Annotated in this window: 12 protein-coding genes; 6 read left to right on the plus strand and 6 right to left on the minus strand. The window is 62.2% G+C overall.

Translation table 11 applies throughout. The features are described from left to right. Positions 1-29 precede the first annotated feature (29 nt). Together J3A71_RS16310 and J3A71_RS16315 are read left to right on the plus strand one after the other, a co-directional pair. Complete coding sequence (locus J3A71_RS16310) at positions 30-2,708, plus strand: T6SS effector BTH_I2691 family protein (protein WP_096426045.1); 2,679 nt, start codon at positions 30-32, stop codon at positions 2,706-2,708. After that, positions 2,708-3,850, plus strand: a complete 1,143-nt coding sequence (locus tag J3A71_RS16315; RefSeq protein ID WP_096426044.1) for a DUF6708 domain-containing protein — start codon at positions 2,708-2,710, stop codon at positions 3,848-3,850. The genes J3A71_RS16310 and J3A71_RS16315 overlap by 1 nt, the downstream gene beginning before the upstream one ends. Positions 3,851-3,855: 5 nt before the next feature. On the opposite strand, the gene J3A71_RS16320 is transcribed toward J3A71_RS16315, so the two are convergent. The 6 genes from J3A71_RS16320 to J3A71_RS16345 all read right to left on the minus strand — a co-directional run bounded on the left by J3A71_RS16320 (position 3,856) and on the right by J3A71_RS16345 (position 10,255). Next, entirely contained in the window at positions 3,856-5,136 is a 1,281-nt protein-coding gene (locus J3A71_RS16320; protein WP_095117106.1) for an OprD family porin, read from the minus strand. Between the two features lie 43 nt (positions 5,137-5,179). Beyond that, a complete protein-coding gene (locus J3A71_RS16325) occupies positions 5,180-6,496 on the minus strand; it encodes an MFS transporter (protein ID WP_016486761.1) in 1,317 nt (438 codons plus the stop codon). A 67-nt stretch (positions 6,497-6,563) separates the two neighbouring features. Then, positions 6,564-7,088 carry a gamma carbonic anhydrase family protein gene (locus tag J3A71_RS16330; RefSeq protein ID WP_016486760.1) on the minus strand — a complete coding sequence of 175 codons (525 nt, stop codon included), beginning with the start codon at positions 7,086-7,088 and terminating at the stop codon, positions 6,564-6,566. 12 nt (positions 7,089-7,100) lie between these two features. Beyond that, positions 7,101-8,291: a CaiB/BaiF CoA-transferase family protein gene (locus tag J3A71_RS16335; protein ID WP_096426042.1), complete on the minus strand. Its 1,191-nt coding sequence runs from the start codon at positions 8,289-8,291 to the stop codon at positions 7,101-7,103. A 24-nt stretch (positions 8,292-8,315) separates the two neighbouring features. Continuing rightward, a complete protein-coding gene (locus J3A71_RS16340) occupies positions 8,316-9,245 on the minus strand; it encodes a hydroxymethylglutaryl-CoA lyase (RefSeq protein WP_016486758.1) in 930 nt (309 codons plus the stop codon). Positions 9,246-9,343: 98 nt separating this feature from the next. Continuing rightward, a complete protein-coding gene (locus tag J3A71_RS16345) occupies positions 9,344-10,255 on the minus strand; it encodes a LysR family transcriptional regulator (RefSeq protein ID WP_096426041.1) in 912 nt (303 codons plus the stop codon). A 267-nt stretch (positions 10,256-10,522) separates the two neighbouring features. Here J3A71_RS16345 and J3A71_RS16350 point away from each other — a divergent pair, with 267 nt between their 5' ends. The 4 genes from J3A71_RS16350 to J3A71_RS16365 are packed head-to-tail and all read left to right on the plus strand — an operon-like array spanning position 10,523 to position 16,066. Next, on the plus strand, positions 10,523-11,851 hold the full coding sequence (locus J3A71_RS16350) for a hypothetical protein (RefSeq protein WP_096426040.1): 1,329 nt from the start codon (positions 10,523-10,525) through the stop codon (positions 11,849-11,851). A 32-nt stretch (positions 11,852-11,883) separates the two neighbouring features. Then, on the plus strand, positions 11,884-14,115 hold the full coding sequence (locus J3A71_RS16355) for an Ig-like domain-containing protein (RefSeq protein WP_096426039.1): 2,232 nt from the start codon (positions 11,884-11,886) through the stop codon (positions 14,113-14,115). A gap of 15 nt (positions 14,116-14,130) precedes the next feature. Continuing rightward, positions 14,131-14,604 carry a curlin gene (locus J3A71_RS16360; protein WP_016486754.1) on the plus strand — a complete coding sequence of 158 codons (474 nt, stop codon included), beginning with the start codon at positions 14,131-14,133 and terminating at the stop codon, positions 14,602-14,604. A gap of 16 nt (positions 14,605-14,620) precedes the next feature. Further along, positions 14,621-16,066, plus strand: coding sequence for a curlin (locus tag J3A71_RS16365; protein WP_096426038.1), 1,446 nt, complete (start codon positions 14,621-14,623; stop codon positions 16,064-16,066). Positions 16,067-16,096: the final 30 nt, after the last annotated feature.

The raw sequence follows: 16,096 nt of genomic DNA on the forward strand, positions 1-16,096 counted from the left end.
TATATCAGCCTTGCAACTGGAGCGTATCCATGGACTCTCTGAGTGAAACCCTCGAACTGTGTCGGCGCATCACCACCGGCTACCGCCCCGCCCTGCGCAACAGCCCCGTCGCCAACTGCACCCGCCGCTTCGAACTGCTGCCCCTGCGCTACGCCGCCATCGGCGGCAACCCGGCACAACGTGCCCGCCTGCCGAAACTACCGGGCTATCTCAGCCCCTTTCAGGACGTCGGCGAGTTGACCCACTCCAGCTACGCCATCCGCCCCCTGCGCGAGGGCTTTCTCTACCTGCTGATCAAACGCCACAGCGCCCCTGCCTACGAGTGGCACAGCCAGTACCGCGTCGCGCCCAATGGCTCACTGCTGTACATCAGCGCCGACTCACCGTGGGCGCCCGCCCCCCTCACTGGCAATCTGGATGACATCATCCGCAGCTTCGGCTGGACCATCACCCTGTACGACCTCGACGACATCCAGGAGCTGCGCCCATTGTTCAGCCCCTCCCCGCTGACCCCGCGCATGCTCGACAATTACCGCCTGCTTGACGACGAATACCGCAGCAGCCTGCCTGCGATCGATATCGCCCGTTTCATCCAGCCCTCCGACGCCCCACCCCAGCCCCACGTGCTCAAGCATGACCAGCTGAATTGGGTGGCTGACTTCAAGGCACAGCACGATACAGACCTGCAGGCGCTGCTGGACCTGCAGCCGTTCAACAATGACCAGATCGTCTCGCCGCACGCCTCACGGCAAGCGCTGGCGCCGCTAATGAACCAGAGCAAACCCCGGGGCGCCGCCATCGTCATCGAAGACGCCCTCGGCATTACCCAGGAGCTCAACGCCTGGCGCAACGCCGCTGTCGAGGATGTGAAGACCAAGTGGCTGGAACGCACCGTGGAACCCGGCGTGGACAACGAGCGCAAGCTGCTGGTCGCGCAGTCGTTCCTGGAGATCGAAAAGCTCTACCCGCAGATGATGGCCGAGCAGATCGTCAAGCGCGAAGTCATGGCTGAAAACATACGCAACCAACCCTACGTGCACGCGGAGATCTACGCGTTTTCCGAACGGGCCAGGCAGCAGGCCGATGCCCATGATGAACGCATGAAGCCTCACCTGGCGCAGTTCGAGCGCGACGTCCGTGCCAAGGTCCAGGCCCGTCAGGAGGCTGGCGAGTTCAGCAAGAAGTTCGACCAGAAATACGGCCACCTGGTCGACCGTCAGGCCATGCACGATCAGCTCGAAGCCTTTGAGCAGGCCATGCAACAAGCCCAGCAAGCGGCAGAAGACCGCGCCAAGGACCATGCCCGCTGGGTAGTCAGCGAACGTTTGCTGCAAGCGCTGGACCGTTACGATAACGCCGACCTGATCAACGGCCTGGCCTTTGCCGAGCAGACCGGCCAGTGCGTGATCGGCATGGAGTTGAGTGAATGGGGCACCAAGGTGCTGGACCACTGGTGGCGCAGCGACGTGGCCGACCGGGGCAACCTGGCGATACGCGGCATCAGCTATAACCAGGACGACCTCCAAGAGGAGCTTGCGGCGCTGCTGGAAACAGCCAAGGCCGAACCACCCGCAGAATCAAACTTCACGCTGGCCGAAGGCCTTGCCAAACGCGCCCATGCCGCAGCGAATGCCTTTGCACGCATCAACACGCTGTATGAAGAACTGCAGAAGCGGAACAGCAGCGTCAGCATCGGCCTGTATGGATGGTACGTCGCGCTGGGGCGACAGGTACTGAGAACCGGGGCACCGAGCAGCCCAGACCGAGCGATGCACCATGGCCTGCGCCTGGCGTTGTTTGCTTCGGTACATGAAACGGCTGTCGAAATACGCGTGAGTGAAGCTGCACGAAGTGGGCAGCCAATCAATCCGCAACGCACCGGTGGCCAGATTGCACGGTACCTGGATCAAGCCTGGGCCGAAGGGCTAATGCAGGCTGATAACAAGCAAAGTGATTTCTATAAAGTTCGTGCTGCGGGCCTGATATGCCTCATCGAAGGCATGCTGATGGCCTTCAAAGCCCGCGAGCTGCCTGACAGTGATGCGCGGGTGAAGACCGAACTCTTGGCGGCCGCGATGACCACGGCTGCTGCGGGTTTTGAAATTGGGGCCAGCTATGTAGACCAAGTGGTCACCCGATACGGCGCTAACAGTGTGACTGGGAAAGGGGCGGCCGCAACATTGGGAAGGTTGAAGCTATGGGGGGCGGGATTGGCTGGTATCGGAGGTTCACTACTGGCGTGGTGGGATTTCACAGATTCGGTTGAGCACTTCAAAAGCAGCCAGAGTGGCGCTACCAAGCAGGCTCAAAAAAACTCGAGACTCTTGGCTGCTACGTATTTTGTAAGAGGAATGGCGACAATAACCCTTTCGCTAGCAGAGTTAGGAACAGCAGTCGCGATTGCAAAGCCTCTCTTCGAATACCTTTCTCATAATGCCAAAACCAAGCTGGCTAGGATGGTATCCACGTCCTTGAGAGAGCTTGCAAAAAAGCTCGGAACGCAAGCCGCTCGGCTATTACTTGCCCGCCTCATTCTTGGCGCTTTCTGGATCGGCCTGGTCCTGACAGTGATAATTTACATATTTGAAGACGACGCTTTGGAAAAGTGGTGCAAACGCAGCAGTTTCCGCCTTGCAAAGAACTCAAAACCGCTTGAAGAACAGGAAGAACTAAAGACCCTGCACACCGCATTCAGCGAGGTATTGTGATGTATCTGATCGAATGGGGTTTTTGGCAAATGGCTACTGAATCCGAAGCTGCGCGAAAAGCATATGAAGCAGAACTGACACCGAATGAGAAGCGTCAAGATTTGTATGAGGGCGAGCTGGATGAAGAAATGCACTTTCAGCCCGTTAGTGAAAACCCACGCGCAAGAGGCCCTGTATTCGCTTTTAACGACATCTTCTTAGACATTCGCTGTGGTGGCTCAGAAGAAAAGCGCGGCCTTATTACGCTCGCAACGCTCGGAGCCATCGCCCCGGCCGTTGCTGTGGGACTTTACATCACCACCGGGTTTATTTGGATGGACATCACCGACCCTGAGGGTCGCTCTGTAATCACTATTCTTACAACGCTTATAATGCTCTCAGTCACCTCGACCTTAGTGTATCTTTATTCAAAGTATGGAATTCACTTAACCCGACTAGAAATGCTGACTAGCCGTCACCTACTCATTCGCTTCAATCGAGCAACCCAACAAGTTCACCTACATCGACCGAAATACTGCGGCGGCATCGTCACTTTCCCCTGGAAAACAACCGGAAGCACAGCCATCGACCCAGAAGATGACTCACTCAGCTTGGGCATGCGACTAGGGCTAGTCTGGCACCCCAGCCGCACCGGCCTTCCCCACATGGAAATGGCCCTACTCGGCAAGCAAGGCCAAGGCGGCAGCGAACTGCGTGATGAGTGGGAATTCATCCGCCGCTACATGGAAGAAGGCCCGCACGCCGTCCCCCGCCCCCGCCTGAGCACACAACTCCCCTCACCCATCCAGGCATTCAGCGCCCAGTTCGAGGGGCTCGGGCGTTTCTTCCGCAAAAGCAGCTGGTTGTTCAAAGTTATCCTGCTGTTCGTGTGGCCCGCTTTCGTCATCGTTGGCACCGGCCACTGGCTCAGCCTGCTGCTGTGCTGGCGACCGCGCTGGCCGAAAGTAATCCGCGAGGCCGGCATGCCCGGCAAGCCCGTACCACCCGTGACCACCCTGAGCGACTACCCACCCGCAATCCAGGAGCGCCTGCTCGCCAATGCCTACCGCTGGCAGCTCAAACCCGGCAAACGGCCTGAGAAAAAGCCACGTAAACCACGCAAGTCCAAAGCGGGAGAGAAACCGGCCAACCCCACAGAGTGATTGCGTCAGAACTCGAACGTGTACCCCACAATCACCCGGTTCTCATCCGCTGCATCGGCAAAATTCGAGCGCATGCTCGCATTGCGCCAACGCAGCGACACATTCCGGAGCGCCCCCGATTGCACCACGTAGGTGACGTCCGTGGTCCGCTCCCACTCCCGCCCTTCTCCGTCGCCAGCCGCCAGCGCCCTGCCCTTGACGCTGGCAATGCGCTGCGGGTCGACCTGGTCGCCCTTCACATAACGCACGTTGAACGTGAGCCCAGGGATGCCCACTGCAGCAAAGTTGTAGTCATAGCGCAGCATCCACGCCCGTTCGTTGGCCAGGGCAAAGGTGCTGACCTGCTGTTCGCTGAACAGGTAAGTATCGGTGCCACCCACGTAGGCGTATGCCGTATCGCCACGCACTTTCTGATACCCCCCGCTGAATGTATGGCCCTGCACGCTGTACCCGAAGTTGGTACTGAGGGTCTGGTTGTCGACTTCGCCCAGCAACGCCCGGCCCTGCTCCTGTGCATTGAACCAGCGCCACTCGGTGAACACATCCCCCGACCCGAGACGGGTCTTGAACTTGAACCCGGCAAAATCCCGCCGGAACAGGTCTTCGAGCGCGCTGGTGTGAACGCTCAGGGTCAGGTTGTCCAGCGGCTGGTAATCGACACCGGCGTAGCGCAGACGATCACTGGTGACCGTCGACGAATAGGCCCCTTGCTGCGCCATGGCGGTCAGGTCCTCGTAGTCGGTGGAGTCACGCAGTTTGGTGGCATCCACCTGCAGCAAGGTGAGCGTAAACCGGTTCAAGTCCTTGCTCACCAGTTGCGCACCGTTGAACCACTGGGGGAACAAGCGGCTGTTGTTGGACGCCAGCAACGGCAGTTGTGGGCTCAGGCCACCCACTTTCAACTCACTCTGCGCCAGCCTGGCCTTGAAGGTAGCCACGGCCTTTGTGTAGTCGTCCGCGGCGCGTTTGTCGCTACCCCGCGGCAACAGGCCGGAACCACTACGGTCGGGGGTAGAGTCCAGCTTGAGGCCCAGCATGCCGGCTGCGTCCAGGCCAAAGCCGACCTGGCCGTCGGTGTAGCCAGACTGCAAGCGCAGCATGAACCCCTGGGCCCATTCACCGCGTCGCGATTGCGCGGCGCTGTCACCGTGAAAGTCGCGGTCGAAATAAAAATTACGCAGTTCCAGGCTACCGCTGGCGCCATCGATGAAGCCGGCCTGCGCGTTTTGACAGGCGCAGCAAAGCGCCCCGAGCATCAGCGATACTCGCCGGGAAGTAATGATCATGGGTGTGCCTTGTTCTTGTTGTTGTTCGAAGACTCAGCGCCAATCAGGTTCGGGGGTTGCGCACGTAGCGCATCACCACCAGGCAAGCGATCAGGATCAGCGGGGCGATGGACAACATGCCCATGGAGTTGCTACCGGTGAGATCATTGATCTTGCCCACCATCACCGGTGCGACGATGCCACTTAGCTGCCCGACCGAGTTGATTGCAGCAGTGCCGGTGGCAATTGCCAAGCCCGAGAAGGTCGATTGGGGGATGGTCCAGAAGATCGGGATGGCAATGAAGGTACCCGCGGTGGCCAGCACCAGCGCGGCCATCATCGCCAGCGACGAGTCGGCGTACAGGCACGCCAGCAAGTAACCGATAGCTGCCGCCAGCAGGCAGTACACCAGGTAGCGCTTGCGCTCGCCGGTACGGTCAGAGCGACGGGTCAGCAACACCATGCCCATGCAGGCCACCGCGTAAGGCAATGCCGACAGCACACCGACCCACAGCATGTCCTGCACACCTGACGACTTGATCAGGTGCGGCATCCAGAAGTTAAGGCCATAGGACGCAGTTTTGATCACGTAATAGATGAACGCCATGATCGCCACTTCGCGGGTCAGCAATACTCGCCAGATCGAGCCGAGGATGGGTTTTGCGGCACGTTTGTCCTGGGCCAGGTTCTCCGCCAGCAGGTCCTTCTCCTCGCGGCTCAGCCATTTCGCTGCCTCGATGTCACGGTCCAGCTTCCACAGCACCAGCAGGCCCAGCAGCACACACGGCAGCCCGGACATCAGGAACAACCAGTGCCATCCCGCGAGCCCCAGCACGCCGTCCATGGTCCCCAGCAAAAAGCCCGCCGCCGGGCCGCCCACCGCACCGGCCAGCGGCACCGCCAAAAACCACAGGCCATTCATCTTCGCCAGGTGCTTGCGGGGGAACCAGCATGCCAGGTAGAACAGGATCGCCGGGCCGAAACCGGCCTCCATCACGCCGATCAGAAAGCGCAGGAAATACAAAGTGTACTGGGTATAGGCAAACACCAGCGCCGCCGTTGCAAGGCCCCACGACACCATGATCCGGCAGATCCACGCCGGTGCCCCGTAGCGCTTAAGGCCAAGACTGCTGGGCACTTCGAACAGCACATAGCCGACGAAGAACATGCTAGCGGCCAGGCCATAGGCGGCATCGCTGAGGCCCAGCTCTTGCTGCATCTGGGCCTTGGCGAAACTGATGTTGATGCGGTCGAAGTACGAGAACAGGAAGCAGATGATGGCCAGCGGCATGATGCGCCAGGCCACACGGCGGTACAGCAGCAGTTCATTGATGTGACTGTCGTTGCGCTCGCGCGCCAGTTCGCCGGTCATGGCAACCATGGTGGATCTCCATTCTTGTAATTATTGGAGAGCAGCGACGCATCGAGGGGCGCCGCCAGCAGGTTTTTCAGCGGATGCGGATCAGTTTCTCCTTGAAGCTCTGGCCTTTTTCGACGTACTCGGCGGCGTTGCGCTGCATGCTGGCGATGGCCTCGGCCGACAGCTCGCGCACCACCTTGGCAGGTGCACCCAGGATCAGCGAGTTATCGGGGAATACCTTGCCCTCGGTGACAATGGCACCGGCACCGACCAGGCAGTTGTTGCCGATGACCGCGCCATTGAGCACCACCGCCTGGATGCCGATCAGGGCACCATCGCCAATGGTGCAGCCATGCAACATCGCCTGATGGCCGATGGTCACGCCCTGCCCCACCGTCAACGCAAAGCCGGGGTCGGCATGCAGCACCGCACCTTCCTGCACGTTGCTGCGCTGGCCGATACGGATCGGTTCGTTGTCGCCCCGCAGTACGGCCTGCGGCCATACGCTGACCCCTTGCTCGAGGGTTACGTCGCCGATCACGGTGGCGTCCTCGGCAACAAAAGTTTCCGGGTGCAGGTTGGGCGCCAGGGTGTCGTATTGGTAAATCGCCATCTCAAACCCTCCTCAAGCTGCGTCGTCGATTTTTAGCACGCCGGCCGCGCACAGCTCGGCAATGTGCTCATCGCTGTAACCCAGTTCGCGCATCACCTGGCGGGTGTGCTCGCCAATCCGCGCTATCGCCCGGCGTGGCTGCAGGCGCTGGCCGTCCAGCGACAGCGGTAGCAACGGCATCGGTGTGTGGCTGCCGTCTTCAAGTTGCAGCTCTGCCATACCGCCGCTCTGTTGCAGGTGCGGGTCGTCGAATAATTCTTCCGGGCGGCGGATGGGCGCAAAGGGTATGCCGTTGGCCTCCAGTTGCAGGGCCAATTGCCCGGCGTCGAGTGACGCGAACACCTCGGCCAGGTGCGCCAGCAGCCGTGGCCGTTGCAACACACGGTCGTTGTTACTGGCCAGTGTCGGGTCATCAAGCAAGGTGGTCTGCCCCAGCACCTGGCACAGCGCGTGCCATTGCCCTTCACCGGTGGCGGCAACGAACATCTGCTCGCCACCGGCGAAGGTGAACACGTCATAGATGGCCCAGGCACTGATGCGATTGGGCATCGGCGCTGCTGCCTCGCCGGTGACCACGTACTGCTGCATGTGCTGGGCTGCCAGCAGCACGCAGTTCTCGTAGAGGGCACTTTGCACCTCTCGGCCGCTGCCGGTGGTGTGGCGCTCGTTGAGGGCCGCCAGCACGCCAATGGCGCCGAACATGCCGCCCATGATGTCGTTCACCGAGCTGCCCGCACGCAATGGGCGGCCCACTGGCCCTGTCATGTAGGCCAGGCCGGCCATCATCTGCACCACCTCGTCCAACGCCAGGCGGTTGTCATAGGGCCCGCTGAGAAAGCCTTTGTGCGAGGCGTAGATCAGCCGTGGGTTGCGCTGGCGCAGCGCGGGGTAGTCCAGGCCCAGCGTATGCATGCGACCGGGTTTGAAGTTTTCGATGAACACGTCGGCCGTATCGATCAGTTGCAGGACGGCCTCGCGGCCCTCGGGGGTTTCGACATTCACGGCGATGCATTGCTTGTTGCGGTTGAAGGTGCGAAAGAAACCCGCCCCCGCGCCCAGCAGACGGCGCGTGCCGTCGCCGCGCACGGGTTCGATCTTGATCACTTCGGCGCCAAGGTCACCGAGGATCATGCCGCAGGTCGGGCCCATGACCATATGCGAAATTTCGACGACGCGGATGCCGTCCAAGGGAAGTCTGGACATCGTGGTATTCCTCGTTCAGGCGGGTCAGGCGGGGTCGGTGGCGTCAGCAAAGTTCAGCGGTAGCCCGGCGCGGGCGATGCAGCCGTAAAGGGGCTCGCCCGGCAGCGCCTCGCTCAGCACATGGCGCGACTCGATCAGTGCAGGCAAATTGATCCCGGTGTCGTAGCCCATGCTCTGCAGCATGAACACCAGGTCTTCGGTGACGGTATTGCCGGAAGCACCAGGGGCGAACGGGCAGCCCCCCAAACCTGCCAGGGAGGCGTCAAGCTCGCGGATGCCCTGCTGCACCGCGACGAGGCTGTTGGCCAGGGCCAGGCCACGGGTGTCATGAAAATGCGCGGCCTTGAGGCGCTCACCGGCAATCGCCCGCACGGCCTGAAGCACCACCGCCACCTGGCCCGGGTTGGCGTAGCCAGTGGTGTCACCCAGCGAGACAAGGTCGCAACCGGCTTCGATCACATGGTGAGTCAGTGCACACAGGTCGGCCAGCGGGACATCGCCCTGACGCGTGCAGCCAAAGGCAACCGACATGCCGGCAATGATCTGCACATCATGCAGGGCCATTTCAGTACGCAGCTGGCACATGCGCCCCAGTTCTTCGACCATTTGCATGGGCGTGCGGCGCACGTTGGCCAGGCTGTGCGCCATGCTGACCGATACCGGCGCGACGATGCGATGGGCGCCAGACTCAAGTGCGTCCCTGGCGCCGCGCAGGTTCGGGGCCAACACCGTCACCTGCAGGTCGGGGTATGTGAGGGCGTGGGCCACCACTTCGCGGGCATCGGCCATTTGCGGCAGCAAGCGTGCCGGTACGAAGGAAGCGACCTCCATGTGGCGCACGCCGGCGGCGTACGCGGCGTCGACCCAGCGGCGTTTGGCGGCCGTTGGCATGGTCGTCTGCAGGCTCTGCAGGCCATCGCGCAGGCCGACTTCGTTGATTGTTATTGTTGTCATCTCGGTCTCTCTGGCTGAAGCGTTGCGCCAGACTAAGAGCTGGATGACGAGCAGAAAAGACGTGTTTCACGGGCTGATCCATCGTCAGCCACGATGGATCAGCCCGCCACCTGCCAGGGCGGTGCCCGCAGCAGCAGGTGGTCAAGCAGGCGCCGTGCCGACAGCGAGAGCGTGTGACGGGCGCGCATGCAAATGACGAATTCGCCAAGCGCCCAGTCGTCAGTCAGCGGAATGACCCGCAGGTCGAACAACGCCGCATAGCGGGCCACGGCTTCTTGCGGGAACACCGCCAGGCCAAGGCCGAACTGCACCAGCCGGTAGGCCGCGTCGAACGACGATACATACGAACGAAAGCACAACTCTTTGCCCGCCTGTGCGGCGCTTTTACGCATGAAGGCGTTCAAGGTAGCGAAGGCCGAAAGACCCAGGTGGTCGTAACTCAGGGTTTCCTCGAAGGCAATCTGGCTGCGGCCGGCCAACGGGTGATCAGCAGCAACGATCACGGCCAGGTGATCCTGCCGGTACGGTACGAACTCCAGGTCACCCGACGCCATGGATTTGCGGCAGATGCCGAGGTCTGCATTGCCCTCGGCCACGCCACGAACGACATCGGGGCTGAAGCGCTCTTCGATATCGGCCTGGATCAGTGGGTTTTGCAGCATGAACGCCGACAGTTCCTCGGGCAGAAACTCCATGATCGACGATACATTGGCCAGCACCCGCACATGGCCGCGCGCGCCTTCGGCGTACTCGCTCAGCTCGCTGTCCAGGCGCTCCATGGCGCGGGTCATTTCCCGCGCATGGCGCAGCAGCGCCAGCCCCGCCGGGGTAGGCTCAACGCCGCGCTTGCTGCGTCTGAGCAAGATAGTGCCAAAGCGTACCTCGATGTCAGAAATACGTTTGCTGACGGCGGAGGGCGCCATGAATGCACGCTCGCCAGCGCGGGCGATGGTGCCTTCTTCGCAGACGACGATGAACAGGCTCAGGGAAAGGTGGTCGAGGGGTTGCATCGCTTGACTCGGCAGGGGAAAGGGACCGCCGGTGCAATGTAGCAAAAACCACATTTGCTGCGAAAACTGGGTTTGAATCACTTGCCCCAATCCCCAACCTTGGGGCAACGCAGCCCATTACCAGCCGCCTCCAGAATACGTCACGAAAAGGCTCGCCCCCTTGCTCCACAAGGCCCGCACCGCAAAATTCAAGTATTGGCACAGCTCTTGCCGATCTCCTCCCAGACGCCCCAAGTCCATGGGCCCGTTTGCAGGAGGAATTGACTCATGCACCGACCGATACCCCACCCGCTGGCAGTGGCGATTTTCGCCGGCATGCTCCAGCTCCCGGCGCAGGCTGCCTTGAATGCTGTCGATCCAGGCGCATACGTTCCCGCCAACGGCGGCTTCCCCGCCTGGTACCAGGACAGCCACGGTCATACCCTCGACCTGTGCCTGACCAAGGCGGTCAGCTCCAGGGTTGCCGGCGCGCCCGGCGCACCGTCGTACATGTGCACGCTGCTGCCCACACCCGGCGTGTTCGACGATACCCAACCCATCGCCTTTCCCACCAACTTCCCTGACGAAGCATTCTGGTTCACCGCCGACGCTGCCATCGTCGACGCCGCCCGTGGCATCGACCTCAGCTACGGCACGGCGATCGAAGCGGCATTTGCCGCCGAAGAACCGGTTGAGGGTGACCAGGTCAGCTTCGCCCGGGTGCGAATCCGGGTCGATGTACCCACCGCCGGCACCTACGTGGTCACCCACCCCTACGGCGTGGAAGTGTTCGATGTGCCTGCCGCCGGCCGCCGGGCGATCAACATGACCCGCGACATCGGCATCGCCGGCGCAGGCGACTTCACCGGCGCGCTGAAGGGCGACGTCGGGCCTTTCCTGCGCAGTGTCAACGGCCCCTACACCGAAGGAAATGAACGCTTCATCGGTGACCCGAACCTTGAGGAACGGGTAACCGGCAGCCCGTTCAACACCAACTTCGTGCGCATCGAAGGCCCTGGCGGCATCGACCTGCGCACTGAACTGTTCGCCATTTCGGGCAAGCTTTCAGAAGTGGCCCTGCCAACCCCACTGATGCCACAGCGCAGCACCTACTCCCGGCACACCGAAAACGGCGACTTGCGCGCCCAGCAAGACATCTTCGTGATGGCCCCGCCGCCGCCAGCCAGCGTCACCCTGACCAGCCAAACGCCCAACCTGAACCTCACCGAGGCCAACGGCACTGGCGCCTGGTACGCCCAGTCGGCCCTGAACCCGGCGGCCGGCACCCTCGTGACACTGACCGCCGACAACAGCGTGTCGATCCCCACCAGCAGCCTGACCACCACCAACATGCCGCTGACCGACCTGGTCACCATCACTCAGGCCCAGTACCGCCTGTCCACCGGCGAGCTGACCCTGGTGGCCAGCACCAGCGACGAAACCACCCCGCCCGTGCTCACCGCACAAACCGGCAACGGCACGTTGATCGGCAACCTGGGCGGCACCGGCGCCGTGAAGACGTTGAGCATGACCCTGTCGCCCATCCCACCGGCCAAGGTGCAAGTCACCAGTGCCAATGGGGGTAGCGACACCGAAGACGTGGTGCTGGTGCCATGAACAGACAAAGGCTCAGCCTTCAAGGAGGCCGCATGAACACTTGGTCGCGCCGTGCGCTGTTCGCCGCCGGTTTTTCCCTCACCGTTACCAGCGCCGCCTTTGCCGCGTTGTCTGATGTCGACCCGGGGCCCTACACCTTCGCCACTGGCGGCTACCCGATGTGGTACAAGGACAGCCTCAACCAGTCCCTGGAACTGTGCCAGTCACGCGCGACCAGTACCCGGGTGCCCGGCACACCGGCCGCACCGTCCTACATGTGCACCCTGCTACCAGAGCCCGGCATCTACGACGATGCATTGCCGCTGGTGTTCCCCGACAACTGGCCGCCAGAAATGTTCTGGTTCCTGGCCGAAGCCACCATCCCTGCCGTTGGTAACAGCGGCTACGAACTGGATGCCTACGTTGCCGGCCTGGAAGCAGCCTTTGCTGCCGAGAACCCGGTAGACGGCGACCAGCAGAGCTTCGCCCGTATCCGTATCCGTGTCTCGGTACCCCGTGCCGGTGTATACACCATCACACACCCCTACGGTGTCGAGACCGTGAACGTCACCACGCCCGGTCGTCGAGCGATCAACATCACCCGCGACATCGGCATTGGGGCACCGGGCAACTTCACAGGGGCGCTCAATGGCGCTCTCGGGCCATGGCTGCGCGGGGTGGGCGGGCCTTACACCGAAGTCAATCCGGACACCGGCGCCACCGAAACCTTCATCGGCGACCCTAACCGGCCGGAAGCCGTGGCCGGCAGCCCGTTCAACACCAACTTCATCCGCATCGACGGCCCCCCCGGTCGCATCGAGACCGCGCTGTTCACGGTCTCGGGCAAGGTGCTGGACCCACGCGCGCAAACCCCGGTCACCCTGGAGCGCGCCACCTACTCACGCAATGGCAGCGGTACCCGTGTGGAAGTGTTCGCCAAAGCGCCGAAAGAGGCCAGCCTGTGCATGCGCAATGGCCTGGCACTGGTCGGCACGCCGCCATCGCCCTGCCAGTTCACCCTGACGGCAGACAACAACGGCCTGTTCTTCCACCAACAGCTTGGCCAGACTGCACCGCCTGCGGTGGTAGTGGTCACGGCCAGCAACAGTGCCGGCGGCACCCAGCCGACCGCGTTGTCGAGCAAGCTGACCGACGTGGTCAAGGTCAGTACCGCGCGATATGACTGGGCCAACAAGCGCCTGCTGATCGAGGCCAGGTCCAGTGATGAGGTAGCGATCCCCGACATGCTCGCCCAGGGTTACGGCCGCCTGTCGAAATCGGGCACGCTGCAAAGCATCACGATCAACGACGTGGCGCAACCGCCAGCCACCGTGACAGTCAAATCTGCCCATGGTGGTGCTGACGTAGAACCGGTGCTCGTGGTCGGCAACGCCCCCGTCGAGGCGGCCAACCAGCCACCGCTGGCCCAGGCTGACATCGGAAGCACCAGTGTCGGTATCCCGCTTACCCTCAACCTGCTGCTGAACGACAGTGATCCGGACGGCAACGTGCCACTGACCATCAGTGACCTCACCCAACCCGGTACCGGCCTTGGCGGCGTCGTGCTCAACGGTACCACCTCGGTTACCTACACCCCGCCAGACGGGGCTACGCAACCGCTGGTGGCCACCTTCAGCTACCGGGCGGTGGATTCCAAAGGCCTGAAGTCGGAACCGGCCACGGTCACGATCAACGTTGCGCCTAACCGGGCACCGACCGCCAACCCGGAAACCGTCGCCACCCTGGGCGTGCCATTGACCATCAACGTGCTGGCCAACGACACCGATCCAGAGGGCAACGTGCCGCTGGCCGTTGCTGCCGTCACCCAACCGGCTGCCGGCCGGGGCACGGTCAGCACCGACGGCACCACCGTCACCTACACCCCACCGGCCACGGTCACTGCAGCCTTCACCGCCACCTTCACCTACCAGGCACGTGACTCGCTGGGGGCGCTATCCACCCCGGGTACGGTCACCGTCAACGTGTCGCCACGGCCTGCCGCCGAAACCTTCGCAGTCACGGCAGCCACCGTCACGGCGCGCTCCAACAACCGGTACAACTGGGACATCAGCGGTACCTCATCGGTAACCACGGGCAACGTTGTCACCGTCCGGGTCACCACTACCACCGGAGTGCAAACGCTGGGTACCACCACGGTACCCGTGACCGGCCGCTGGCGACTGGCAGTGAGCAACAGCACCACGATCATCCCGACCGCCGCGCCGACGGCAACCATCAACACCAGCCCGGGTACCACCCGCACCGTCAACGTGGTTGTGCAGTAAAGGCGGGGAAACGCCATGAAGCGCCTGTATCCACTGCTGTTCAGCCTGGCCCTGGCGGGCCAGGCCAGCTGGGCCGATGACCTGATGGACAACGCCGACCTTGCACCCGGCAATGACCTCGGTGAACCGGTGATCATCCGCCTGCTACCGGTCGGCGCCGGTCAGGCTGCAGTGATCGAGCAGCAAGGGTCAGGCAACCGCGCCGCCCTCGACCAGAACGGTCAGGCCCTGCTGGGCCGCATCGTCCAGGCCGGCGGTGCGCAGGAAGCGTACATCTTGCAGGAAGGCAGTGACCTGATGGCAACCATCAGCCAACAGGGAAAGGGCAACAGTGCGTCGATCCGACAGAGCGGCAGCAGCAACAGCGCAGCCATCGAGCAGATCGGCAACGACAACAGCGCCAGCATCGTGCAGTCCGGTTCGGGCCTCAGCAGCTCCGTGAGCCAGACCGGCAATGGCCAACATGTGCAGATCACACAATACCGATAGACCTGGAGGCACCACCATGTACAAGCTCGCCCCTTTAAGTGCCGCTATCGTCCTGGCCCTCGCAGGTCAGGCCATGGCTGCTGACAGCACCTCATCGCAGACTCAGGACGGCAAGGACAACATCGCCGCGGTCAGCCAGACCCAGGCATCCTTCGCTTCGGCCACGCAGAACCAGACCGGTAAAGGTCACAACCACCTGGCGGTGCAAACCGAGAGCACCAGCGATATCCAGCAGAGCGCCACCGGCCAGTACAACGCCGGCTACGCCGAGCAACTGTTCGAGAACGGCAGCCAGATTACCCAAACTGCCGGGGGCAGCTACAACGATGCCTTCGCTAGCCAGTCGGTAGGGATGAACAACGAATCGCTGCAAACCCAGCAAGGCGTCGGTAACAAATCCACCGTGTGGCAGGACACCCAGGAAGGCAGCAAAGCCACCAGCTGGCAATCCGGCCAGCGCAACGAGGCCTTCCTTGAGCAGACCTTCGGTGGCAGCAACAACCGCAGTACCGTCAACCAGACCGGCCAGGACAACTATGCAGCCGCCGAGCACATGAACCATGTCGATGGCGACATCCAGGTCTACCAGGATGGCCACGACAACTGGGCCTACGGCGACCAGCGTGAGGGCACCGGTGGCACCATTGGCATTGGCCAGTACGGTGGCGGCAACTCGGTGGAAGTGTGGCAGGACACCCAGGTCGGTAGCCAGGCTTCCGTGGTCCAGACCGGGCAGACGAACGAGGGCTATATCGACCAGAGCTTCGGCACCGGCAACAAGGTCAGCCTGACGCAGCAAGGCAATGCCAACGCCAGTTGGTCGGACCAGTTCGAAACCAATAACGCGACCGCCACCATCACCCAGACCGGCAACAACAACCTGCATTTCACCTACCAGAATGGTGAAAACCTCAACCTGACCATCAACACCAAAGGCAATGGCAACAGCATCACCGCCAGCAACTGGAAAGGCGCCAAGATGGGTGGCCAGTTCGGCACCAACCAAAGTGCCACCATCAACCAGACCGGCAACGGCAACGGCGTCAACCTGACCCAAAAAGGCGCTGACCAGGTGGCCACGCTGACCCAGACGGGCAAAGGCAACCAGATGCAGACCAAGCAGGACGACGTCAACAATGAGCTGTATTTCGAGCAGAACGGCACCGACAACATCCTGATCGCCGACCAGCGCGGTACCGACAACTATGCCTACGGCAACAGCCAGGGCACCGGCAACACCATTACCCTGGACCAATCCGGCTACAGCAACCAGAGCTACACCAACCAGCTGTACGGCAGCGGCAACGAAGCCACCATCAAACAGACTGACAGCATCAACGTCGCCTACGTGACCCAGGGAGGCCAGGGCAACAAGGCGTTCGTCGACCAGAGTGGTATCGCCCAAACCGCCACCATCACTCAGCTGGGCAGTGCAAACCTGGCCACCGTGACCCAAAAGTAACCCGCTCCCCCTTGAACCGCGGTGCTCCTC

Origin of the sequence: Pseudomonas sp. PvP089, assembly GCF_017875165.1 — a bacterium.
Taxonomy (GTDB): Bacteria; Pseudomonadota; Gammaproteobacteria; order Pseudomonadales; family Pseudomonadaceae; genus Aquipseudomonas; species Aquipseudomonas fortuita.